Genomic DNA, 22417 nt, shown 5'->3' on the forward strand with positions numbered 1-22417 from the left:
CAATCTGACACATCTTATTCTTATAACTGAGGACCTGCGGAAACTAAAGCTTTTCCTGCTTCATTACCCTCATATTTTGCGAAGTTCTTAACGAAACGCTGGGACAGATCTTTTGCCTTTGTCTCCCACTCGGAAACTTCAGCATATGTATCGCGAGGATCAAGAATCTTAGGATCTACGCCCGGAAGCTCTGTCGGAATCTCAAAGTTGAAGTACGGAAGCTGCTTTGTCGGTGCGTTTGCAATAGAACCATCCAGGATCGCGTCGATGATGCCGCGGGTATCCTTGATAGAGATACGCTTGCCGGTACCGTTCCATCCGGTGTTGACAAGGTAAGCCTTTGCGCCGCTCTTCTCCATCTTCTTAACAAGCTCCTCTGCATACTTTGTCGGGTGCAGCTCTAAGAAAGCCTGGCCGAAGCAAGCGGAGAAGGTAGGTGTAGGCTCTGTAATTCCACGCTCTGTACCAGCAAGCTTTGCTGTAAATCCAGACAGGAAGTAATACTGAGTCTGCTCTGGTGTCAGGATCGATACTGGAGGAAGTACGCCGAACGCATCTGCTGACAGGAAGATTACATCTTTTGCTGCAGGAGCTGCGGAAACCGGGCGAACGATCTTCTCGATATGGTCGATCGGGTAGGATACACGGGTATTCTCTGTCACGCTCTTATCGTCGAAATCGATCTTGCCTTCAGAATCAAGGGTAACGTTCTCTAACAGAGCGTTGCGCCTGATTGCATTGTAGATATCCGGCTCGGATTCTTTATCCAGGTTGATAACCTTAGCGTAGCAGCCGCCTTCGAAGTTGAATACGCCGTTGTCGTCCCAGCCGTGCTCGTCATCACCGATCAGAAGACGCTTCGGGTCTGTGGAAAGTGTGGTCTTGCCTGTTCCGGAAAGACCGAAGAAGATAGCGGTATTCTCGCCGTTTAAATCTGTGTTGGCAGAACAGTGCATGGAAGCAATGCCCTTTAACGGCAGATAGTAGTTCATCATGGAGAACATACCCTTCTTCATCTCTCCGCCGTACCATGTATTTACGATTACCTGCTCGCGGCTGGTGATGTTGAACATGGAAGTGGTCTCAGAGTTCAGACCTAACTCTTTGTAATTTTCTACTTTTGCTTTGGAAGCATTGTATACAACGAAATCCGGTGTAAAGTTCTCAAGTTCTTCTGCTGTAGGCTGGATGAACATGTTCTTTACGAAATGAGCCTGCCAGGCAACCTCAACGATGAAACGGATTGCCATACGTGTATCTTTATTCGCTCCGCAGAATGCGTCTACAACGAAAAGTCTCTTGCCGGAAAGCTCTTCCTGAGCAATTTTCTTTACTGTATCCCAGGCTTCCTGGCTGGCCGGGTGATTATCATTCTTATATTCATCAGAGGTCCACCATACAGTGTCCTTTGAATTCTCATCCATGACAATGTACTTATCTTTAGGTGAACGTCCTGTATAAATACCCGTCATAACATTAACTGCACCAAGTTCACTTACCTGGCCTTTTTCATAGCCTTCCAGTTCTGGTTTCGTCTCTTCTTCAAATAATGTTTCAAATGAAGGGTTGTAGACGATTTCTGTTGTTCCGTTGATACCATACTGACTTAAATCGATTTCTGCCATTTTATTCAACCTCTCTTTTCTGTATTAGTGTATAGTAACCAAATAGTTTATTTGATATTACCTATACCTTGTAAGTTACATGCCATAGGCTAATACTTACTTTATTACAAATAATCGAAATAGTCAATAATCCATTTCATTTCTTTTGTTATTTTTTTTACAATCTTCCAGCTTCATCCGTGAAAATGAGGCAAATCTGATAGTGATTTTCATTTCCACCGTTTCCGGTAGGCCAGAGGTGTCACCCCCTCCATCTCCTTAAACACCTTGATAAAGTACTTATCGCTCTGATAGCCTACCTTTAAATAGATCTCTGATACCAGCATATCGGTCTCCAGAAGAAGCTTTTTCGCCTCCTTCATCCGCTGCTTCGTCACAAAATCCGTCACGGTCGTATTCATCTCCCGCTTAAACAGCGTGGACAGATACGCCTTGCTCACATGGAGCGCCCCGGAAATGTCATTTAAAGAGGCTGCGCCATCCAAGTGGCTGCTTATGTATTCCACGGCCTGGGATATCAGCTGGTTTTCGCTGGAGGGCGGAGTTTCCACCAGTTCCGGAAACTCCTTCACGATCTTCTGCGCCATCTTCATCTGGCTGCGCTTCTTCAGTTCTTCGATGGCCACCTCCGTCTCCTTTAAGATCTCCTCAATCGAAAATGGCTTCACGATGTAATTCTGAATCTGGTAATGGATCAAATCCCTGGCAATGGCAAAGTCCGTCATGGCCGTCAGGATGATCACAGGCATCTCATACCCCTGTTCACGAATCCGGCGGACCATCTCGGTACCGTCTACCTCCGGCATGCGGATATCCGTAATGATGATATCCGGAACCCGTTCCTCCAGAAGCTCCAGCGCCTCCCGGCCATTTTCAGCGGTCAGAATATCAGAAACCTGGGGCTTGTAGCAGAGGATGGCATTCTTCATGCCATACAGAATATTCCGCTCATCCTCCACCAGCATTAGTGTATAGGTCCGTTCCATGGTTTCCCCCCTTCTCCGTCCGTCTTTATCAGTCTGTTCCCATTCCGGTCCCTTCTCTGCGGTACACTGCATACTTGAAATACGCCCTGGCGCTGCGGTACGCCATGTCATGGCATCCCAGGCCAACCATGGCTCCCGTGTAAGCCCCTTCCTCCGGATACTCGTCAGAAAGCAGCGAGGCATCCAGCGTATTTCCCGCCTGCTGCCACACCCCCTCCTCCAGGCTGTAGTAGCAGGAAGCCTCTGTCCGGCGCACCACCAGCTTAAGCCGGATGCTACGCCCCTCCGGCACCGCAATACCGCAGTCAGGCACATACTCCGTCTTTCCCCGGTTCATCCGCATCACATCGAGGATCTTCTGTCCGCTCTGTCCGCAGGTCACACGAAGGTAGTAAAAATCACACTCGTCATAAAAATACAGAATTCCCGCCATCTGCCGCTCCGAGGATGGTTCAAAATCCAGTTCGGTCTCAAAGCTGAACGCGAAGTCCTCCTGTCTCCGCGCAACCAGGCTCTGTTCAAACCTGGAATTGGGCGAATCCTTTCCCGTCAGCCGCAGCCAGCCCGGACGTTCTGTGAGTGATAAAGCCTCCCCCAGGGGCACTCGGAGTGAAAAGAAATCCGGGCTTAAATCCGGTCCCTGAAACAAATACCGGATCTCCTCCTCCAGTTTCCGTTCCACCGGCCACGATACCGGAACGCGTACACGCGGTTCCTTTCCCCCGTCTGCAAGACAGAGCCATCCGTCCTCTGTCCATCTCACATGCTGGACCGCCGTCTCTCTCCCGAGAATGCACCGGCGAAACGGCGGCAGCGGCCGGCCGCATAAATGCACCATATACCACTCCCCGTCCGGCGCCTCCACGAGATCAGCGTGCCCGGCCTTCTGTAAGGGAAGTGTCAGATCATTCCGCGACGTTAAAACCGGATTATAGGGCGACAGCTCGTAGGGACCGCCGATCTTCTCCGACCGGCCCATGGTGACCGCGTGGCCGTATTCCGTCCCGCCTTCCGCAGTCATGATATAGTAAAAGCCATCCTTCCGGTAGAGGTGAGGTCCTTCCGGAGCCGTCAGCCCGCTGCCCCCGAAGATCTCCGTCAGCGGCCCCGTCATTTTCTTTAAAACAGGGTCGTATTCCTGCAGGGCGATCTTCTGAACGCGCATCTTCCGGTAATGCCTCACAATGCTGACCACCCATTTTCTCCCGTCATCATCGTGAAACAGCGACGGATCAAAGCCCAGGCTGTGCAGATAGACGGGTTCCGACCACTCTCCCCGGATATCCGCGGCCGTTACCAGATAATTGTGGCAGTCCATAAATTCGTACCAGTGTGTCCTCACATTGGTGTAAACCAGGTAGAACACGCCGTTGTCATAGGAAAGGCAGGGGGCAAACACTCCGCCGGAGGCATCATTGCCCTTCATATCCAGCTGGGAGACACGGTCCAGAGGCCTGGCCGCCAGCTCCCAGTTCTGTAAATCTGTGGAATGGTAGATACAGACACCCGGAAACCACTCAAACGTGGATACGGCCATATAGTAATACGCCCCCACCCGAATGATGGATGGATCCGGATGAAATCCGGGTAAAACCGGATTAACAATATAATTTTCCATCGTATTCCCCCGTTCAGCTCTTCACCGCGCCCGAGACCATACCAGCCTGAATCTTTCCTGACATCAGGATATAGACTATGATAATCGGTATCGCGGAAATAGTCAACGCCGCACTGACCGCAGCGTAGTTCGTATTGTACGTTCCCTTTAACGCCAGAAGGCCTACCGGCAGCGTCTTCTTAAGCGGGTCAGAGATGATGATATTGGCAAATATGAACTCGTTCCACACGCTGATGGCCGTCAGGATCCCGATGGTGGAAATCACCGGCTTGGCCAGCGGCAGAAAGATGTAGAGAAACATCCGGATGACACCGCATCCATCCATTCTCGCCGCCTCCTCCAGTTCCATGGGAATCTGCTGGTAGTGGCCGTAAGTCAGGAAGATGGCCAGCGGCAGTCCCGACGCCACATAGGGAAAGAGCAGGGCCCATAAGCTGTCCAGCCATCCCAGTCCGTTCATCATACTGTATAGAGGAACGAGAGTACAGTGAACCGGAATCATCATGCCTGCAAAAAACATTCCAACCAGAAGTCCGCCCCCCTTAAACGGAAAACGGGCGACCATGAAGGAGAACGCACAGCTTAGAATAATGACGATAAAAAGCGTTGCGATGGTGATCACAATGCTGTTTATCATATAGTCCTGGATTCCTTCTTTCCAGGCCGTCACGTAATTGACAAACTGGGGATTCTTGGGTATGGACCACGGATCTGCAAAAAAGGATACGTTGTCCTTTAAAGAGGACACGATCATCCAGATCAGCGGGTACGTGGTGACTGCCGCCTGAATTGCCAGAATGAGGTACAGAATCCATTTGCCTGGTGATATACTGCTTTTTTTCATTAGGAAACCTCCTTCGGTGATATTTAATCGCTGGCCGATGACGGAGCCAGTATTTTGTTATAAAGAACAATAAAGAAGATTCCCAGAACCAGCAGAAGCACCGCCACCGTGTTCGCATAGCCGATCCTCATGGAATTGAACGCATTCTTTACCACATAGGAAGCCAGAACCTCGCTGGCGTGGTTCGGTCCTCCGTTTGACATGATGTAGACTAAGTCAAAGTATTTTAAGGAGTTGACCGTGGCCAGTATCAGGGTCAGACGGATCACCGGCCACATCAGAGGCAGTTCAATATAACGGAACAGCTTTAGGACACCGGCTCCATCCAGCCTGGCCGACTCCAGCACATCCTCGGAAATATTATGCAGGGCCGTATAGTAGATCAGAATATAATTGCCGATAAACTGCCAGACCACCACCGCAATGATACAGCCCAGCGCCAGCTTCATGTCCCCCAGCCAGATCTGCTGCAGCTGTTTTAATCCCACCGCCTCCAGAAGACCGTTTAACAGTCCGAAGTTGGGATCGTAGATCTGTCCCCATAAGATACCGATCATGGAGGAGGACAGCACCACCGGAAGGAAGTACACGGTCCGGAAAAATCCCCGTCCCTTCAGCTTCCGGTTAAAAAGAATGACGGAAAACGCCATGCCGATGGGCAGCTGAAGCAGAACGCACCAGAATACCATCTTCAGGGAATTGGTAAGGGACTTCCAGACGACCGGATCCTTAAACAGTTCCCTGTAATTATCGAAGCGGATAAACACCTTGGCAGTCACCCCGTCCCAGCTGAAGAAGCTGTAATAGACCGCCATCAGGACCGGTACGATCACCGCCGCAAAAAACCACAGGACCGCAGGCAATATGAAGAGGCACCGCACCGCAGGATGTATTTTTTTCATACTCTGCACCTATTCCTTTCGGGGCCGCGTATTCGGAGGTGTTCCGTGCGCGGCCCCAATGTTGTACCAATTAGTGAAATCTATTTGATCTTTGCAAGCTCCGCCTTAACGTCGGCGTTGTCTTCCGCAACGATAGCGGTTAAAGCGTTTAATAAGTTCTCCGCCTGTTCCGGAGGCAGGGCCTGATCCGTATACGGAATGAAGCCTTCCACACCGTCGGATACGTACTGGCTGAACTGGTATGCCAGAGGATCCATGTTCTCTTCCTTCGGGGATACCTTCACAGTCGAGAAGGTTCCTGTGCGCTCTACACTTAAGGTCTGCTCTTCCTCACTCATCATGTACTTTAAGAACTTCACAACCGCGTCTTTGTTCTTCGTTGACCTGCTGATTGCCAGGGTATTGGCAACGCCGCCGTATAAGTAGCCGGCCTCGTCCTCTTTTCCGCCCTCTGCCACAGGGAATGGGAAATAGGAGAAATCCTTTGCGCGCTCCGGGTCTTCCGTAAAGGTCGGAATCGACCAGGAACCGGTAATTAAGATTGCGCCCTTGCCTGCCGCGAACAAGGCTTCCGCCGTCGTGGCGTCTACGGACATGCAGCCATTGATAAAGCCCTTTTTCGCCAGAGCCTTGATTTCCTCGCCAGCCTGTACATATGCGTCTTCCGTGAAATTCTTATCTCCGGAGCACACCTCATTGTACAGATCGACACCGCCGATTCTCTGTGCCAGGTAGGAATACCAGCCGAGAAGCGGCCAGCGGTCCTTGGCTCCCACGATGATCGGTGTCACGCCCTTATCGGACAGTGTGTTGATCACGCCCTTTAAGTCCTCATATGTCTTCGGAACTTCCACTCCGTTCTCCTCGAAGATGGCCTTGTTGTACCAGACTGCCATACAGGTAATGGAGGTCGGCGCGCCGTAGACCTTGCCGTCATAGGATACCGCGTCTAAGCTGCCCGGCACAAAGGTATCGCGAAATGCCGTGTCCTCCTCAAAAACGGAAGACAAATCTTCCACATTTCCGGAGTTTACAAGCGTCTTAAACTGCTCTCCCACCCAGTATCCGAAGATATCCGGCAGATTGTTGGCGCTTACCACAGTCTTAATCTTAGTCTTGTAGGCCTCGCCTTCCATTCCCTCATATTTTACCTTGATTCCCGGGTTCTGTGCTTCGAACCGCCCGATCATGGCCAGCTTGGCCTCACGGTCCGACACGCTGCCGACCGTATCCCAATATGTAATCTCCGCGGCTTCCTGGCTGGCCGCTGTTTCCCCGGTCGTCTCCGCCTTACTCTCCTCGCCTGCCGCCTTCTCCGTGGCCGCCGCTGCGGTCGTCTCCGTACCTGCTGCCGTAGTCTCCTGCTTTCCTGATGCACAGCCAGTGAGTGCTGTAACCCCCAGCGCGGCTGCACAGACGATTGCTGCTAATCTTTTTTTCATCTGTAAATCCCTCCTTTATAAGATACATTTAGTATATAATAGACAACAAAGAAAGAAACCACACTATTTTTTTGTAAAATTCCACTATTTTTTCTTCTTGATGCATATCTTTTGATTTTACCATATGAATTTGGTATGATGATGCTGTAACACAAACATACGATGGTCCATACGCAACCGGAGGTGCCATGAAACAGAAACTGAAATTATTGGGAAACACCACATCGGGGCAGATCTTCATCTCCTCCATGCTGGTGATGGCCATCGCCTTTCTCTGCATCGGCGGTTACTTATATAAAAATATGTCCGGCTACATCCTTCAGCAGTCTTCCAAATATATAGAAATCACAGTCAAGCAGGCTCAGGAGCGTTTTAACTCCTCGCTGACCGAGATGGATTCATCTCTTCAGCGTCTCTGCAACGACCTGGCGGTTCAGACCATTTTAAACGACTATAATCAGAATGCGTCATTTTCCTCGGAGAGTTTTTCCACTCTCCGGTTAAAGACCATGAATACGATCAATTACGCGGACAACTTAGAATCCATCGAACTCTACAGTAAAAAGGCCCAGATCTATCCTTACACCAAGGAGCCGCTCTCTGCCGCTATCCCGGAGACTGCCCTCGCCCTGGCCGACGAATACAACGGAAAGGCCGTATGGCTGCTGTCCGAATCGGAGTCCGGAGGGGGCCATACCATCATGGCGGTCAAGCGGATTCTCCTGGCGGACTACGCCTTTGAACACGGCGGATACGTCGTGGTTCATTTGAAGCCGGATTTGATGGACTCCATCGCCCAGGATTTAAACGCGCTGGGCGACTGCACGCTGGAGCTGACCGACTGCGCCGGCGCCCGTGTTTCCTATGGAAAGACGCTAAAGGACATGAACCCGGAAGCCTTCGAACGGAATTACCAGCTGGCCGATTCCACTTCCTCGTACTCCGGCTGGACATTTTCCATCTATATTCCGAAGGAACTGACCTCCAATGATATCTCCTGGATGAGCGGCATCGTGATCTATGGCTTTCTCATCGGGACCGGCGTATTCCTGATCTGCAGTCTCTTCATTGCGCGTATGATCTCAAAGCCATTGTCGGACATGAGAAAGTCCATGGTGATTGCCGATGGAAAGCTGCAGGCCAACGACCGGCATTACTCCAATTCCGACATCAACGAACTGAACATCCATTACAATGCTCTGGTGGAAAAGAACAACTGTCTGATCGAGCAGGTATTTGAAAAAGAGATTTTGCGGACCAAAGCGGAAATCACCGCGCTGCAGTCCCAGGTCAACCCTCATTTCATCATCAATGCCCTGGAATCGGTCTACTGGAGCCTGATCCAGAAAAATGACATGGACAACGCCGGAATTCTCATGGCCATGGCCAAGCTGTTTCAGTACATTTTAAAGGGGAGCGACCGCATCACCATTGATCAGGAGCTGACCTTTGTGGAACAGTACTTGCAGGTGGAGAAGTTCCGGTTCGGGGACCGTCTGACCTGGGAATACCAGGTGGAGCCGGAGGTGCGCTCCATACAGATTCCCAAGCTGCTTATTCACCCGTTAGTAGAAAATTCCATGAAATACGCGGTAGAAACCACCTCTTCACCGGTTCACATCGTCATTCGCATTGTGGAAAATGGCAATGGCTGTGTCATATCTGTCACCGACAACGGCCCCGGCATCGATCAGGAGACCATGGAGCGGATCCAGGAATCCTTTAAAAATACGAATCCGGTAGGCTCAGTCTCGGGGAGCTACGGCCTGGCCAACCTCTATAAGCGGATCAAGCTCTATTTTGAAAAGTCGTCGGAGCTCACCATCGAGTCAGAACCGGGAAGCCGCCGTACCACCGTAACCATGCGTATTCATACAAACAATTTATCATAAAACAGGAGGAATTCACATGAAAACAACCGTAGCCATCGTCGGCCTTGGAAGCCGGGGAAGAATCACCTATGCGCCATTTGCCTCGCTTCACCCGGACAAAATGGAGATTACCGCAGCCGCGGATATCGATCCCGGCGCTCTTCGGGAGACCGCCGAGACGTACCACATTCCAGAGGAGCGCTGCTTTGCCAGTGCGGAGGAGCTGCTGGCCCAGCCCAAGATGGCCGATGCCGTCTTTATCTGCACCCAGGACCGCGATCACGTCTCCCAGGCGCTTACCGCTCTGGAAAGAGGATACCACATTTTGATGGAAAAACCCATCTCCCCCGATCCCACTGAGTGCCGTCAGCTCCTGGAAGCGTCGAAAAAATACGACCGGAAAATCGTTGTCTGTCACGTGCTCCGCTATACGCCATTTTTCTCGAAGATGAAGGAACTGATTGCTTCCGGCATCATCGGTGACGTCGTCACCATCCAGGCCATCGAGAACGTGGGCTACTGGCATCAGGCACACAGCTTTGTCCGCGGAAACTGGAGAAACAGCGAGACGACCAGTCCCATGTGCCTTCAGAAGACGTGCCACGATTTCGACCTCTACTTATGGCTGGCGGACAAGACGCCGCTCCGCGTTACGTCCATGGGCAGCACCTATTTATTCAAGGAATCCTGTGCCCCGGAAGGCGCTGCGCATCGCTGCCTCGACGGCTGTGCCGCCAAAGACTCCTGTCCCTTCGACGCGGAAAAAATCTACGTTACCAACGAAAAGACCGGAATCGCCTGCGGCCACACCGAATGGCCGGTGGACATTTTAGCTCTCCATCCGACGATGGACACGATCTACGAAGCCATAAAGACAGGTCCTTACGGCCGCTGTGTCTACCACTGTGACAACAATGTGGTGGACCATCAGGTGACCAACATCGAAAACACCGACGGGAGCACCATTAATTTCACCATGAGCGGCTTTACCAGTGACGGCGCTTCCCGATACTGCAAGATCATGGGCACCAAAGGCGATCTCACCGGCGACATGTACAAAAACACCATCGAGATCGGTCTCTTTGGAAAACCGCGTCAGATTATCGACATCTCCCAGCTGGCCGAGGATTTCAGCGGCCACGCCGGCGGCGACAACCGCATGCTGGAAGAATTCCTCGACATGCTTCAGACCGGAAAAGAACCGGAGGGGATCACCTCGCTGGAGCAGTCCGTAGGCAGCCACCTCGTCGCATTTGCGGCGGAAGAGTCGAGACTTTCCAAGGGGAAAGTGATTGAAATTTAGAAAAATAACCTCAGTATTTTACTGATCTCCAGAACTGTCAACAGAGAAAAATATTTTTTCTCTATTGACAGTTCTTTCGTTCCCGCATATACTTTTATTATAAACTTATAAAAGTTTCCAACAAAAGTTTCAAGGAGGCGTTCTTATGGATACATTAACCGCCAGACCACGGCTTTTAAAACAGGCGAATCTTTCGCTGATCCGCAGAGTGATCAAAAACAGAGGCACTGCGACCAGGGCGGAAATCGCCGGTGAGACACAGATCAGCTCTACGACGGTCCGCTCTCTCCTGGCCGAGATGATGGAAAACGGGGAAATCGAAAGCATTGGACACGACGAATCCAGCGGTGGACGAAAGGCGGAACGGTACCGCTTTAAGCCGGATAAGTACTACGGCGCAGCGATCTGCATCTCGGGCAGTGAGATGCACGGGCTGCTTGTAGGAATCTGTGGAGAGATTTTAGAGACTTGCAGACTGGAGTTTACGGGCGACGACTACGAGCCAGCCATCACCGCATACCTCGATGAACTCATGGCGCGAAAGGATATCAAGTCCATCGGAATCGGCGTTCCGGGCATCGTCGAAGACGGTTCGTTCTGGAAAGGGAGCGGCAGCAGCGACGAATTATGCCGCCATGACTTAGGAGACCGCCTCGCCGGGCGGTATCACATTCCCATTGTTATGGAGAATGACTTAAATGCCACAGCCATCGGCTTCGGCCGCTGCTATGCCAGGGAATTTCCCTGCGAGGCCCCGGATCTCACGAATATGGCGTATCTTCACCTGGAAAAAACGTGTGTCAGCGCCGGTTTCATCGTCGGCGGGCGGGTCGTCCGCGGCTTTCGCAATTTTGCCGGGGAGCTGGGACTGGTTCCCATGGAGGATGGCCGGATTCTCGACGAGTGGCTGATGGAAGCAGTGGATGACAAAGCTTACACCAATCTGATGATCCGTATCATCGGCTGGATCTGCGGCATTTTAAATCCCCAGTATGTCGTCCTGGGCGGCCCCGATCTGCGCAAAGGCTGTATCGGTCCCATCAGCGACGGCTTCTCCGCTCTTCTTCCGAGACACATGTCCGCGGAGATTCTGTATTCGGCCGATCTCTGGCACGACTATCACGACGGCATGGCGTACTTAACAGCCGGGAAAATCTTTGAAGACGTTCAGTTTATAAAGGAGCAGCCATGAACCCCCGGCCCGGGGGTGAGGGCCTGCCGGACTCCCGTCCCCGTACCTGCTTTCTCGTCCAGGCCGGATTCGGCACAGCGTTCACGTATCTGACCAGCGGCGTTTTCTTAAGCGGCCTCGCGATTCTTATGGGAGCCGGTGACATTCTGGTCAGTTATTTAAGCGTTATCGTCAATATCTGCGGTGTGCTGATCCTCATATTCCCGGCATTTCTGGAGCGATTCACCAGCCGCAAAAGGATGACGGTAGCACTCACGATCCTCTCCCGCCTGGCAACACTTTTCCTTGTCACCATACCGGTTCTGTTTCCAGCCAGGATGCAGCTTTACGTATTCGTTCCCACCGTTGTCGCTGCCTTCGCACTTCAGGCCCAGACGACAGTGGTGCTGAACCAGTGGATGCTGGGTTTTATCGATGAAAAAAGGAGCGGCCGGTACATTTCCCTAAGACAGACGCTGACGCTCACGGTCACAGTGGTTCTGTCGCTGGCTGGCGGCCGTTTTATGGATCTCATGGGAGGAAAATACATCGGTTTCGCCATCCTGTTTGCCGCTGCGGCCCTAATGGGAATCTTTGAAGTGATTCTCCTGGCAGGAACACCCGACGGGGAACCGTACCAGTCCTCCAGCAGAGGCTGCCGCTTCCGGGACATCGCCGGACTGCCTCTCAAAAACCGATGCTTTACAGGCTTTGTGGCTTACATCTTTATCTTTTATCTGCTGCTTACCATTTCCGACAGCTATACCATGGTTTACATGATGAAATATCTGGCGCTCCCCTATCAGATCGTGACCGGACTATACATGATCATCTCTCTGCCGCAGATCGTTCTGCTCAGTTTCTGGGGAAGGTTAAGCGACCGCTGCGGCCATGAATTCACTTTAAAAATGTCCATATGGTTCTTTGCAGGAGAGACTCTGTTCATGTCCTTCGCCAACGCTCAGAACTGGTACCTTTTTATTCCGGCCGCGTTTCTCATATCCTCGGCCGCCAACGCCGGATTTGTGATCTCCGTATTTAACCGCAGATACGAACTGATGCCAGCGGATAACCGGATTGTCTATGATAATTTTTATACGGCAGCCATCGGTCTCGGCTCCATCCTCGGCCCGCTGACCGGAGGCGCAGTCAAAGGATTGATCGACGCCCGCACCGCAGCGGCCGGTTCTGCTGCGATTGGATCCGCAGTGGCCGGTTCCGCCGCATTTACCGGTATCCGGGTGCTCTACCTGATTTCAACCGCAGGAATTCTTCTCCTGCAGTTTACTTACTTTTATTTCCGCAGGCGGCAGAAAATTCGGGAATCGCAGAAACATTAAACCGCCTCGGTTTTAACCTTCACAGAGTCCCAGCCATACCAGATAATACATCCATCAAAGAAACAGAAGGGAGATCTTCAATGTCAAAGCTTGATTTACACATCCATTCAGCCGCCAGTGACGACGGAGAATACACACCGCAGGAAATCGTTGCAATGTCCAGGGCACAGGGCATGGAGTTAATCGCCATAACGGATCACAACTCAGTCCGCAGCGTCGCCGCGGCCCAGTCAGAAGCCCTTTCGGCCTGTGCCGCCTCCGGCCTTCGCGTCATCTCCGGAGTCGAGCTGGACTGCACCCATAAAGGCAGGAACTTCCACCTGCTTGGATACTGCTTCGACCATACGCGAAAGGAATTCGCGCAGATTGAACAGGATATTCTGGAGCAGGAGAAAATGGCGGCCAGAGAGAAAATCCGATTATTTCAGAGCGCCACAGGAATCCCGGTCGATGAGGATGAGGTCCTGGCGGCCTCCAGCGACGGCGTCGTTCCAGGCGAATTGATCGCGGATATTCTCCTCGCCAAAAAAGAAGCCCCGCAATATGAAATACTCCGCCCATATCTTCCGGGCGGAGCAAAAAGCGACATGCCAAATGTGCGGTTTTATTGGGATTTCTTCTCAGAAGGTAAGGCCGCCTATGTACCGGTCCACTACATTTCCCTTGCCGACGCCGTGTCTCTGATCCACGATGCCGGAGGAATCAGCGTCCTGGCCCACCCCGGTCAGAATCTCGACCGCGGCGAAACCGAGCTGCTGGAGAGTCTGCTCTTTCGCGAAATTGACGGAATCGAGGCATTTTCCTCCTATCACGATGAGGAGACAGCGGCCTATTACGTGGAGGTCGCTGAGAAAAACCGACTTCTTATCACCTGCGGCAGTGACTTTCACGGCAAACACAAGCCTGCAATCCGTCTCGGTGGCCACGGCGCCTTCTGGGATGACGGCCGGATTATGAGAGGTCTCGCAGCCCTTCCAGGAAGGACACCAGAACCGTAAAAACACCGTCTCCGTATTCGCAGACCAGACTGCCGCCGTACTTTTCCACCACGCGCTCCGCGCTCTTAAGTCCCAGCCCATGGCCGGTTCCCTCCCGTTTCGTCGTCACCAGGCGGTTGTCCTTGACGGAGGGCCTGCCGGTCATGGAGTTGGAGAGTTCGATGAATATCATGTCTCCCGCCTTTCGCATTTTAACGGTAATCCAGCGATCTCCCTCCTCCACCCGGTCTGCTGCCTCCACGGCGTTGTCCAGAAGATTGGAAAACAGGCTGCACGTCTCCCGGTCTTCCATATCTCCCAGCGTCAGCGCATCCGCCTGAATGGTAAAGCGGATTTTTTTCTTTGCCGCGCTGTTTCTGGCATTGTTCAACAGCACATCCAGCACCGGATTGCCCGTCCACACCATCATCTCCAGCTGGCGCAGAGGCTCTCCCATTCGCTCCAGATACGTTTCCGCCTCTGTCATTTTCCCCTCTCCGATCATGGAAGAAAGCACAAGCAAATGATTTTTCATGTCATGCGACAGCTCTTCCTGCTCCTGCTGCTGCCGGACCATCAGATCGTACTCCCTGTCGATCATCTGCTCCTTCATTTCCAGGGCGAGGCGCTGCTTCTGCTCTCCCACGTATTTCGAGTAAAATAACAGAAGGAAATAGATGAGAAACAGCAAGATAATGCACATGCTCCATCCGAACAGCGCATGAAGGCTCGTCTCCTGAATCGTGAGCCATGACAGAAATCCGACGCCGCACAGCCCCAGCCCCGAGGTCAGGAACATCATCCGGGGATTATAGGCCAGCTCCCGGCGAAATGCTTTCCTCGCCAGAAAATACGCTCCGGTCAGCAGCAGCTTGTCCGCAGCCTGATACACCAGACGCCACTGCGACAGCTGTGCGATGACCATCTGTGCGAACTGCTGGTTCTTCAAAAATACCCCCATCACCGAAATACAGAAGAAATCAATAATATAGACACACAGAATATAGAAGCTCACCAGGGAGACGGCATAAAACACATCCACGTGGAAAATGAGAACCGTCGTCATACAGATATAAAAGACAAACCACAGGGTAACCAGAAATGGATACACATGGAGAGAATCCGCAAGCTGCAGCGTCAGAAGCAGAACACCGGACAACAGGAAAAAGCTGAGTTTCCCCTTCGCTTTCTCAGGGAAAAACAGCTGAATAAAAAAATAGCAGATCAATGCCTCCAAAAAATAGGCCGCAAGTTCACAAAGCTGAAATATGGTATTCATAGATGCCTCCGGAAGAAACCGGTAATGGTCTCTCTCACTTCTTTTACATGGCTCTGGCTCACCGGCAGCACGGTCCCATCGTCCATAACCACAGATGTGCCTTCCATTTTTCTGACATGGTAAAGGTTAATCATGTAGCCTCTCTCAATCGTCAGGAACTCCTCTCTGCCAAGCTCCTCTTTTACCTGTCCCAGCGCCTTTCGGACCGGCACCTCCTCCCCAGGCAAAACCAGACAAGAGTATTTCTGTTTTTTATAGATATAGAGAATGTCGCTCATCGCCACCTTCATGATCTGGCGCGGTGTTTCCACCACGTAACACTCCTTCACCTTCCAGGAAAGCAGCCGGATCCCATCCGAAACCGCCATGGATAAGCAGCTTTCCACCTCCGCCTTCGGTATATAGCGGAAGATGGAGAGCTCAAAGGACTTGACCGCGTACTTTGTATGGGAGGTTATAAAGGAGACAAGCGCCTGGGGCAGCGAATCCTTTATTAAATCCGCCAGCTCCATGCCGGAGAAACCAGGCATCTCGATATCGAGGAAAAGCATATCGAAATACCGCTTCTCCCCGATGTCATAGGCCAGCATGCCGCTGTCGGTATAAAGAACCGTCTCCGACGAAACGGAAAGCGCGCGGCACTCTGCTTCAATGAGCGTCTTCACCCGCTCTGCAAACGCAGGCTCATCATCACAAACTGCTATCCGAATCATAGTGTCACCTCACTCTCCCAATGCCTGTTTAATAATTTCTCCCCCGATCTCTTTCACCCGGTCTGAGTTCTGATAGTCCTGATCTTCGTATAGGAATTCATGAAGCGCCGTCACATTGGATTCCAGCGTGTTGGGAATCAGACAGCTTCCCAGCTTTCCAAGCGTGGCCGCCTTGTATACGGTCGGAAAGCCTTCGGTTTTTACAATATGGTAATTTCCGGCGTTCTTTCCCAGTTCCAGAAAGTCGCCTGCGTCTATGCTGGTTGCAACCTGTGGCAGCACCGTCTCCAGAAGACGGTTGATCGTCGGAAGATCCGCCTGCTTCAGCTTCTCCAATACGGCCTCGATCACCTTCCGCTGTCTCTCCGTCCGGTTCATGTCGGTGTCCATCAGACGCAGCCGGCTGTAGGCGACGGCCTGGACTCCATCGAGATGAGCCGGCCCCGGGCCCGTTAAATGTACCGAAGGGATTCCCGTACTATCCACGGTTTCTGTGATAAAGGCATTGATATACGCATACTCCGCCTTTGTGATATCCATATCGATTCCCCCCAGCAGGTTGACCGCGTCGGCAGCCGCCTTCCAGGAAAAGGAAACGTAATCCCCGATTTTCAAATCCAGATTTTCATTTAATGCCGTGACGGCCTGCTCCGGCCCGCCTTCCGTATAACTGGAGTTTATCTTCCGGCACTTTCCTTCCTTCACATTGCTCATCAGCAGCGTATCGCGGTAAACGGATACCAGCCGGATTTCTCCATTGGCGCGGTTAAGCGTGAGAAGCATCTGCGTGTCCGCGCTGGTTCCTTTTCCAATGTTGCCGTTGCGGCTGTCCACGCCGAAAATAGCCACTGTCCAGTAATCGTCCATCTGCTTCTCCGTCGCTTCATTCAGATAATCATTGCTGATCGCCTTGATGTCCGCATCCGGGATTTTCTGTGTGGATGTCGCCAGCTTCGTCACATAAAGCAGCGCGGAGCAGGCAAAAAATAACAACAGCGCCAGAATACATGCCGCCGCCTTCTTCCATACGGGTTTCTTTGTTCCTTCTTCTTTCTTTTCTCTGAGTTCATACATAAACTGTCATTCCTTTCCGGGTCATTTGATGGTTTTATTATAGTCTTTTCCGGCGAGGGCCGTATGATCTGACCGCGAATGACCATTTTTTTGCCGTAATTTATGCAGACAGCGAAAAACCTCAGGACCAGCCCGAGGTTTTCTATGTAATCGCGCAGACACCAGTGCGGCTGCTCACCTATTCCTTTACTGTCCCGTCTGTAAATACGATCTGTGTCACCGTATACTCTGATTTTAAGTCTTCATACGCTGTCGTATACAGATTCATATGCTCGTCGATAAACTCATTGATTTCAAAGCTCAGATCATCGTTGACCACAGTCTCCCCCGCCGGTATGGTATGTCCGGTAAAATCACATCCGGCTGTTAAAATCTCTTTACCGAACAGATCCATGATCTTTAATTTTCCCTCGATTCCCTGTATATCTTTGTCCGTATTGTTTGTAATCTCAAACTTCAAATTGCTGTAGCTGTTAAAGATCCATTTGGAGGAGTCTTTCTCCACGTCCTCTTTCCCAATCAGTCTGACGACGACATCCCCAGCCTGGATTTCCGCTTCCTTAGCCATCTCATCGATCGTCGCCTGCAGCGCCGCGGCTTTCTTCCCGGCCTCTTCCTTCTGCTCCTTCGCCGATGCCAGTTCGGAGGAAAGGCTTTCCTTCTCGCCTTCGAGACTCTCCTTTACCACTGACAGGCTCTCCACCTGCGACTTCAGCTCCTGGTTCTGAGCCTCCAGTTCCCCCGTGCCGGAGCACCCGGACAGCAGCCCCGCAGCCAAAAGACCAACGATTCCATATCTCAATACCAAACGCCTTGCCCCTCTTCTCCTCATCCTCTTTATCCCCCGTTTTCCGGCATCGCTGCCTCATTTGTCATACTGCTTCTTCTAAACTATTATACTCGATCAAATGGTATTACACAACCGCCAACACAGACCCTGGAATCCCGGTCCAATTGCTGAAAAGGTATGCCATAGGCCTTCATCCTTCGATATTTCCATGGTTTCAGGCAGCTTTTCCGTTATTTTGCTTCTTGTAAGCAAATATATTTTCCACTATTTACCATACATTTAACTTGTTACGGTAACATCTTTCGAACTTTCTCTATGATTTTATACCTGTTCCTGATCTTAAATATCATACGGATATGTTTCAAATTTAAAACGGTATTAAAAGAAAACCTCTGATCAGCGCCTCTGAGGTTTTCACTTTTATTCAGAACCTAAATTTATTTAATATTCAACAATCGGAATTTCTCGTATTCTACTGTTAATCGCGCACAATAAAACGAGCTATTTGATAAAATATCAAATAACTCGTCCATATTAATTTCCTGTATCAAACACCAATACTTAACTGCTTATTTGTTGTCGCACCCTACACTGGCAACAGGAAGGGGGTGCATACATAATGGAACTTTTCTCTTTTATTCTCTCTATCACAGCAAGTGTCGTTGCCTACTTCATTTGCAAATGGCTAGATAGAAGATAATCGCGACAATTAGCCTAATGAAAACCCCAGGACTGGTACTCCTGGGGTTTTCGCTTTGTACATACATCTAGAACTTCTCTCTTTTGCCTGCTACCATTATATCAAACATTACTTGCAAAATCAAGTATGGTTTTTCACCGAACAAACGGTCACTATTTATTGTTCAGAGCCGCCTGAGCCGCAGCCAGTCTTGCGATCGGCACACGGAATGGAGAACAGGATACGTAGTTTAAGCCTACCTTGTGGCAGAACTCGATGGAGGACGGATCGCCGCCATGCTCGCCGCAGATACCAAGCTTGATGTCAGGTCTTGTCTTTCTGCCCTTTTCAGCAGCCATAGCTACAAGCTGTCCAACACCGGTCTGGTCAAGTCTTGCAAATGGATCAGACTCGTAGATCTTAGCCTTGTAGTAGGAATCTAAGAACTTGCCAGCGTCATCACGGGAGAATCCGAATGTCATCTGTGTTAAGTCGTTGGTACCGAAGGAGAAGAATTCTGCTTCTTCCGCAACAGCGTCTGCTGTTAATGCAGCTCTCGGGATCTCGATCATGGTACCGATGTGGTACTGGATGTCAGAGCCTTTTTCTGCCTTAACTGCTTCTGCAGTCTCAACTACGATATCTTTTACAAACTTTAATTCCTTCTTCTCGCCTACGAGTGGAATCATGATCTCAGGAATGATGTCGTATCCTTCTTCTGCCTTTACTTCGATTGCAGCTTCCATAACGGCTCTTGTCTGCATCTTGGCAATCTCAGGATAAGTAACTGCCAGACGGCAGCCTCTGTGGCCCATCATTGGGTTGAATTCATGTAAGCCATCGCATTTTTCTTTAATTGCTTCTACAGTGATTCCCATATCAGCAGCTAAAGCTTCGATGTCCTCTTCCTTTGTCGGAAGGAACTCATGTAACGGCGGATCTAAGTAACGAACGGTCATTGGTCTGCCTTCCAGAGCCTTGTACATCGCCTTGAAGTCGCCCTTCTGGAACGGAATCAGTTCATTTAATGCTTCTTCTCTTGCTTCAACCGTATCGGAAAGAATCATCTTTCTGATCTTCGGGATTCTGTCTTCTTCGAAGAACATATGCTCGGTACGGCAGAGGCCGATACCTTCTGCGCCTAACTTCACTGCGTTTAATGTATCCGCAGGAGTATCCGCGTTTGTTCTTACATGGAGTGTTCTGAACTCATCAGCCCATCCCATGATTCTGCCGAAGTCACCGCTTACGGTAGCTTCTACAGTAGCGATATCGCCAAGGTAGATTTTACCTGTGGAACCGTCTAAGGAGATGTAATCGCCTTCTTTGATGGTATGTCCGCCAAGTTCGAAGTACTTAGCTGCTTCATCAATCTTGATCTCGCCGCAGCCGGATACACAAGCGGTACCCATACCACGTGCAACAACTGCTGCGTGAGAGGTCATGCCGCCGCGAACGGTTAAGATACCTTCTGCTGCGTGCATTCCTTCGATATCCTCAGGGGAGGTCTCAAGACGAACGAGAACAACTCTCTCGCCTGCCTCATGATGAGCCTTTGCGTCCTCAGCTGTGAAGTAAACCTTACCAGCTGCAGCACCAGGAGATGCCGGAAGAGCGGAACCGATTACTTCGCCTGCCTTTAATGCAGCGGTATCGAATGTCGGATGCAGTAACTGATCGAGGGATTTTGCTTCGATTCTTAAAACTGCTTCCTGTGGTGTGATCTTTCCTTCGTCTACTAAATCGCAGGCAATCTTGATGGCTGCCGGAGCAGTTCTCTTGCCGTTACGTGTCTGTAAGAAGTATAATTTGCCTTCCTGGATCGTGAATTCCATATCCTGCATATCGCGGTAATGGTCTTCCAGCTTATGAGCGATTGCCATGAATTCTTTGTAGCATTCCGGTAAATCCTGCTCCAGCTTTGTGATCGGCTGTGGTGTACGGATACCAGCAACAACGTCCTCGCCCTGAGCATTGATTAAATACTCGCCGTAGATGCCATTCTCACCAGTAGATGGGTTACGTGTAAATGCAACGCCTGTACCGGAGGTATTGCCCATGTTTCCGAATACCATGGCCTGTACGTTGACAGCGGTGCCCCAGTCGCCAGGAATATCGTTCATACGTCTGTAAACGATCGCACGAGGGTTGTCCCAGGAACGGAAAACAGCCTTAACAGCTTCCATTAACTGAACCTTCGGATCCTGCGGGAACTCTTCGCCCATTTTCTCTTTGTAGATGGATTTGTATTTTGCGATAACTTCCTTTAAATCATCGGCAGTTAAGTCTGTATCGTACTTAGCGCCCTTAGCTTCCTTTACTTCATCAAGGATGCCTTCGAAGAAAGTCTTGCTCATCTCCATAACAACGTCGGAGAACATCTGGATAAATCTTCTGTAAGAATCGTATGCAAATCTTGGGTTGCCTGTCTTCTTGGCAAAGCCTTCCACTGCAACGTCGTTAAGTCCCAGGTTTAAGATTGTATCCATCATACCAGGCATGGATGCTCTTGCGCCGGAACGTACAGATACTAATAACGGATCTTCGGTATCACCGAATTTTTTACCCTGAATTTCCTCTAATGTCTTCAGAGCGTCAAAAATCTGTCCCTGAATCTCATCAGTAATCTTCTTGCCGCTGGTATAATAGTCTGTACAAGCTTCTGTCGTTACAGTAAAGCCCTGTGGAATCGGAAGACCTAAATTAGTCATCTCCGCTAAGTTAGCTCCCTTACCGCCTAACAGGTTCTTCATGTCGGCACTGCCTTCTTTGAACAAATAAACCCATTTTGTTGCCATAAGTATTTCCTCCTCAAATAAAGTTATCGGTTCGCTTTCGCGCCGGAATAAAAAAAACGCGCAAAAGACCTGTCAATATTATATCATAATTCAATTTCTAGTAAAGAGGTTTTCTTGATTTACCGGCAAAAATTCGCTCTTTTTTCAGTACAATTTTATGAAAGCACTTTCAAATTCTGTCATTTTCTGATATGCGATTTTTATTCGTATATACGATTTTCCATTATCTGACATGTCCCTGCTATTATCAGATATCCCATTTCTTCCTCTTATATAATCTCACACTTTGTCCGTGACACGAAAACGCACCTTTTCAGGACGGAAGTGTCCGGAGGCGCGGTGAAAGACCTGGCGGAAAAGCAGTTCCTTTATAATATACAGCGTTTTTGCAAGGTATTCCTTTTTCGGCGTTTCCCGGAAAAAGTCGTCCTCCATTCCGTCGCGGCTGGAATTATCCAGAGTTCCCTCGTATAAGAAATACGGCTCCAGCAGTTCGGAAAACAGCTTTGGCGTATAACGGTAATAAGGCTGGTGGAGTTTGATTCCCGCCGCCTCCAGAACCTTCGCGACAAACTCGCCGCAGTGAAACGCCTTATAGAGCGAATGACCTCCGAAGACCGGGATCAGAAGCATATGGATTAAATTGTACATGATCTCGGGATCATTTTTCACGTCTTCCATGTATCGGATAGCGTTCCGGTATCCCTCTTTGGTGACCGGCACCCGGAAAATCTTCGTGTAAATGGGCACATCCTCCCCCAGCGTATAATAGATCCTCTTCTCCTCAATATATCCGGAGATGGGAGGCGTCTTTGCCCGGAGCCTGGAAAATGCATAAAAATGGGTGTACGTATCGTCCAGCGACACCGCCGCATGGGTGTACTGGTAGCCCGTCGCCCGCTGTGTCAGGCGGCCGAAGCCGGAGGGGAGGTAGAGCAGAAGAATATAGATGTATTCCATCGGAGTTCCTTTCTTGCCTTTTTCCCTATTCTACCATATAATTTG

The 22417-nt window shown here is 50.5% G+C and carries 17 protein-coding genes; 5 read left to right on the forward strand and 12 right to left on the reverse strand.

Going from position 1 to position 22417, the window contains the following annotated elements; all coding sequences use genetic code 11:
- Positions 1-20 precede the first annotated feature (20 nt).
- The 6 genes from pckA to H8S80_RS14480 all read right to left on the reverse strand — a co-directional run bounded on the left by pckA (position 21) and on the right by H8S80_RS14480 (position 7417).
- Positions 21-1625: a phosphoenolpyruvate carboxykinase (ATP) gene (gene pckA, locus H8S80_RS14455; RefSeq protein ID WP_002602533.1), complete on the reverse strand. Its 1605-nt coding sequence runs from the start codon at positions 1623-1625 to the stop codon at positions 21-23.
- Between the two features lie 209 nt (positions 1626-1834).
- Positions 1835-2611 carry a response regulator transcription factor gene (locus H8S80_RS14460; RefSeq protein WP_117631933.1) on the reverse strand — a complete coding sequence of 259 codons (777 nt, stop codon included), beginning with the start codon at positions 2609-2611 and terminating at the stop codon, positions 1835-1837.
- Positions 2612-2639: 28 nt separating this feature from the next.
- Positions 2640-4229: a glycoside hydrolase family 43 protein gene (locus tag H8S80_RS14465; protein ID WP_117631931.1), complete on the reverse strand. Its 1590-nt coding sequence runs from the start codon at positions 4227-4229 to the stop codon at positions 2640-2642.
- A 13-nt stretch (positions 4230-4242) separates the two neighbouring features.
- A complete protein-coding gene (locus tag H8S80_RS14470) occupies positions 4243-5073 on the reverse strand; it encodes a carbohydrate ABC transporter permease (protein ID WP_117631929.1) in 831 nt (276 codons plus the stop codon).
- 23 nt (positions 5074-5096) lie between these two features.
- Positions 5097-5975, reverse strand: a complete 879-nt coding sequence (locus H8S80_RS14475; RefSeq protein WP_117631927.1) for a carbohydrate ABC transporter permease — start codon at positions 5973-5975, stop codon at positions 5097-5099.
- A gap of 80 nt (positions 5976-6055) precedes the next feature.
- Positions 6056-7417 carry an ABC transporter substrate-binding protein gene (locus H8S80_RS14480; protein WP_117631925.1) on the reverse strand — a complete coding sequence of 454 codons (1362 nt, stop codon included), beginning with the start codon at positions 7415-7417 and terminating at the stop codon, positions 6056-6058.
- A 188-nt stretch (positions 7418-7605) separates the two neighbouring features.
- On the opposite strand from H8S80_RS14480, the gene H8S80_RS14485 reads away from it, so the two are divergent.
- The 5 genes from H8S80_RS14485 (at position 7606) to H8S80_RS14505 (ending at position 14100) form a co-directional block, all read left to right on the forward strand.
- A complete protein-coding gene (locus H8S80_RS14485) occupies positions 7606-9309 on the forward strand; it encodes a sensor histidine kinase (RefSeq protein WP_117631923.1) in 1704 nt (567 codons plus the stop codon).
- A gap of 16 nt (positions 9310-9325) precedes the next feature.
- Positions 9326-10591 carry a Gfo/Idh/MocA family protein gene (locus H8S80_RS14490; RefSeq protein WP_117631921.1) on the forward strand — a complete coding sequence of 422 codons (1266 nt, stop codon included), beginning with the start codon at positions 9326-9328 and terminating at the stop codon, positions 10589-10591.
- A gap of 145 nt (positions 10592-10736) precedes the next feature.
- Positions 10737-11783 carry an ROK family transcriptional regulator gene (locus tag H8S80_RS14495; protein WP_117631919.1) on the forward strand — a complete coding sequence of 349 codons (1047 nt, stop codon included), beginning with the start codon at positions 10737-10739 and terminating at the stop codon, positions 11781-11783.
- Positions 11780-13102, forward strand: a complete 1323-nt coding sequence (locus H8S80_RS14500; RefSeq protein ID WP_117631917.1) for an MFS transporter — start codon at positions 11780-11782, stop codon at positions 13100-13102. Before H8S80_RS14495 ends, H8S80_RS14500 begins: the two co-directional genes overlap by 4 nt.
- 80 nt (positions 13103-13182) lie before the next feature.
- Entirely contained in the window at positions 13183-14100 is a 918-nt protein-coding gene (locus H8S80_RS14505; RefSeq protein WP_117631916.1) for a PHP domain-containing protein, read from the forward strand.
- Here H8S80_RS14505 and H8S80_RS14510 read toward each other — a convergent pair.
- From H8S80_RS14510 to H8S80_RS14535, 6 genes are all read right to left on the reverse strand, one after another.
- Positions 14054-15358: a sensor histidine kinase gene (locus H8S80_RS14510; protein ID WP_117631914.1), complete on the reverse strand. Its 1305-nt coding sequence runs from the start codon at positions 15356-15358 to the stop codon at positions 14054-14056. The genes H8S80_RS14505 and H8S80_RS14510 overlap by 47 nt on opposite strands.
- On the reverse strand, positions 15355-16071 hold the full coding sequence (locus H8S80_RS14515; RefSeq protein ID WP_117631912.1) for a LytR/AlgR family response regulator transcription factor: 717 nt from the start codon (positions 16069-16071) through the stop codon (positions 15355-15357). Before H8S80_RS14515 ends, H8S80_RS14510 begins: the two co-directional genes overlap by 4 nt.
- 9 nt (positions 16072-16080) lie before the next feature.
- On the reverse strand, positions 16081-17145 hold the full coding sequence (locus H8S80_RS14520; RefSeq protein WP_117631910.1) for an LCP family protein: 1065 nt from the start codon (positions 17143-17145) through the stop codon (positions 16081-16083).
- 178 nt (positions 17146-17323) lie between these two features.
- Entirely contained in the window at positions 17324-17977 is a 654-nt protein-coding gene (locus H8S80_RS14525; protein WP_243007896.1) for a hypothetical protein, read from the reverse strand.
- An 810-nt stretch (positions 17978-18787) separates the two neighbouring features.
- On the reverse strand, positions 18788-21412 hold the full coding sequence (gene ppdK / locus H8S80_RS14530) for a pyruvate, phosphate dikinase (RefSeq protein ID WP_002602517.1): 2625 nt from the start codon (positions 21410-21412) through the stop codon (positions 18788-18790).
- A 279-nt stretch (positions 21413-21691) separates the two neighbouring features.
- A complete protein-coding gene (locus tag H8S80_RS14535; RefSeq protein ID WP_117631906.1) occupies positions 21692-22372 on the reverse strand; it encodes a hypothetical protein in 681 nt (226 codons plus the stop codon).
- Positions 22373-22417 lie beyond the last annotated feature (45 nt).

It is taken from the genome of Hungatella sp. L36 (assembly GCF_014288035.1).

Excerpts from the sequence above, each read along its gene's own strand:
- pckA (WP_002602533.1), bottom strand. The coding sequence starts at position 1,625 with ATGGCAGAAATCGATTTAAGTCAGTATGGTATCAACGGAACAACAGAA.
- H8S80_RS14460 (WP_117631933.1), bottom strand. The coding sequence starts at position 2,611 with ATGGAACGGACCTATACACTAATGCTGGTGGAGGATGAGCGGAATATT.
- H8S80_RS14465 (WP_117631931.1), bottom strand. The coding sequence starts at position 4,229 with ATGGAAAATTATATTGTTAATCCGGTTTTACCCGGATTTCATCCGGAT.
- H8S80_RS14470 (WP_117631929.1), bottom strand. The coding sequence starts at position 5,073 with ATGAAAAAAAGCAGTATATCACCAGGCAAATGGATTCTGTACCTCATT.
- H8S80_RS14475 (WP_117631927.1), bottom strand. The coding sequence starts at position 5,975 with ATGAAAAAAATACATCCTGCGGTGCGGTGCCTCTTCATATTGCCTGCG.
- H8S80_RS14480 (WP_117631925.1), bottom strand. The coding sequence starts at position 7,417 with ATGAAAAAAAGATTAGCAGCAATCGTCTGTGCAGCCGCGCTGGGGGTT.
- H8S80_RS14485 (WP_117631923.1), top strand. The coding sequence starts at position 7,606 with ATGAAACAGAAACTGAAATTATTGGGAAACACCACATCGGGGCAGATC.
- H8S80_RS14490 (WP_117631921.1), top strand. The coding sequence starts at position 9,326 with ATGAAAACAACCGTAGCCATCGTCGGCCTTGGAAGCCGGGGAAGAATC.
- H8S80_RS14495 (WP_117631919.1), top strand. The coding sequence starts at position 10,737 with ATGGATACATTAACCGCCAGACCACGGCTTTTAAAACAGGCGAATCTT.
- H8S80_RS14500 (WP_117631917.1), top strand. The coding sequence starts at position 11,780 with ATGAACCCCCGGCCCGGGGGTGAGGGCCTGCCGGACTCCCGTCCCCGT.
- H8S80_RS14505 (WP_117631916.1), top strand. The coding sequence starts at position 13,183 with ATGTCAAAGCTTGATTTACACATCCATTCAGCCGCCAGTGACGACGGA.
- H8S80_RS14510 (WP_117631914.1), bottom strand. The coding sequence starts at position 15,358 with ATGAATACCATATTTCAGCTTTGTGAACTTGCGGCCTATTTTTTGGAG.
- H8S80_RS14515 (WP_117631912.1), bottom strand. The coding sequence starts at position 16,071 with ATGATTCGGATAGCAGTTTGTGATGATGAGCCTGCGTTTGCAGAGCGG.
- H8S80_RS14520 (WP_117631910.1), bottom strand. The coding sequence starts at position 17,145 with ATGTATGAACTCAGAGAAAAGAAAGAAGAAGGAACAAAGAAACCCGTA.
- H8S80_RS14525 (WP_243007896.1), bottom strand. The coding sequence starts at position 17,977 with ATGAGGAGAAGAGGGGCAAGGCGTTTGGTATTGAGATATGGAATCGTT.
- ppdK (WP_002602517.1), bottom strand. The coding sequence starts at position 21,412 with ATGGCAACAAAATGGGTTTATTTGTTCAAAGAAGGCAGTGCCGACATG.
- H8S80_RS14535 (WP_117631906.1), bottom strand. The coding sequence starts at position 22,372 with ATGGAATACATCTATATTCTTCTGCTCTACCTCCCCTCCGGCTTCGGC.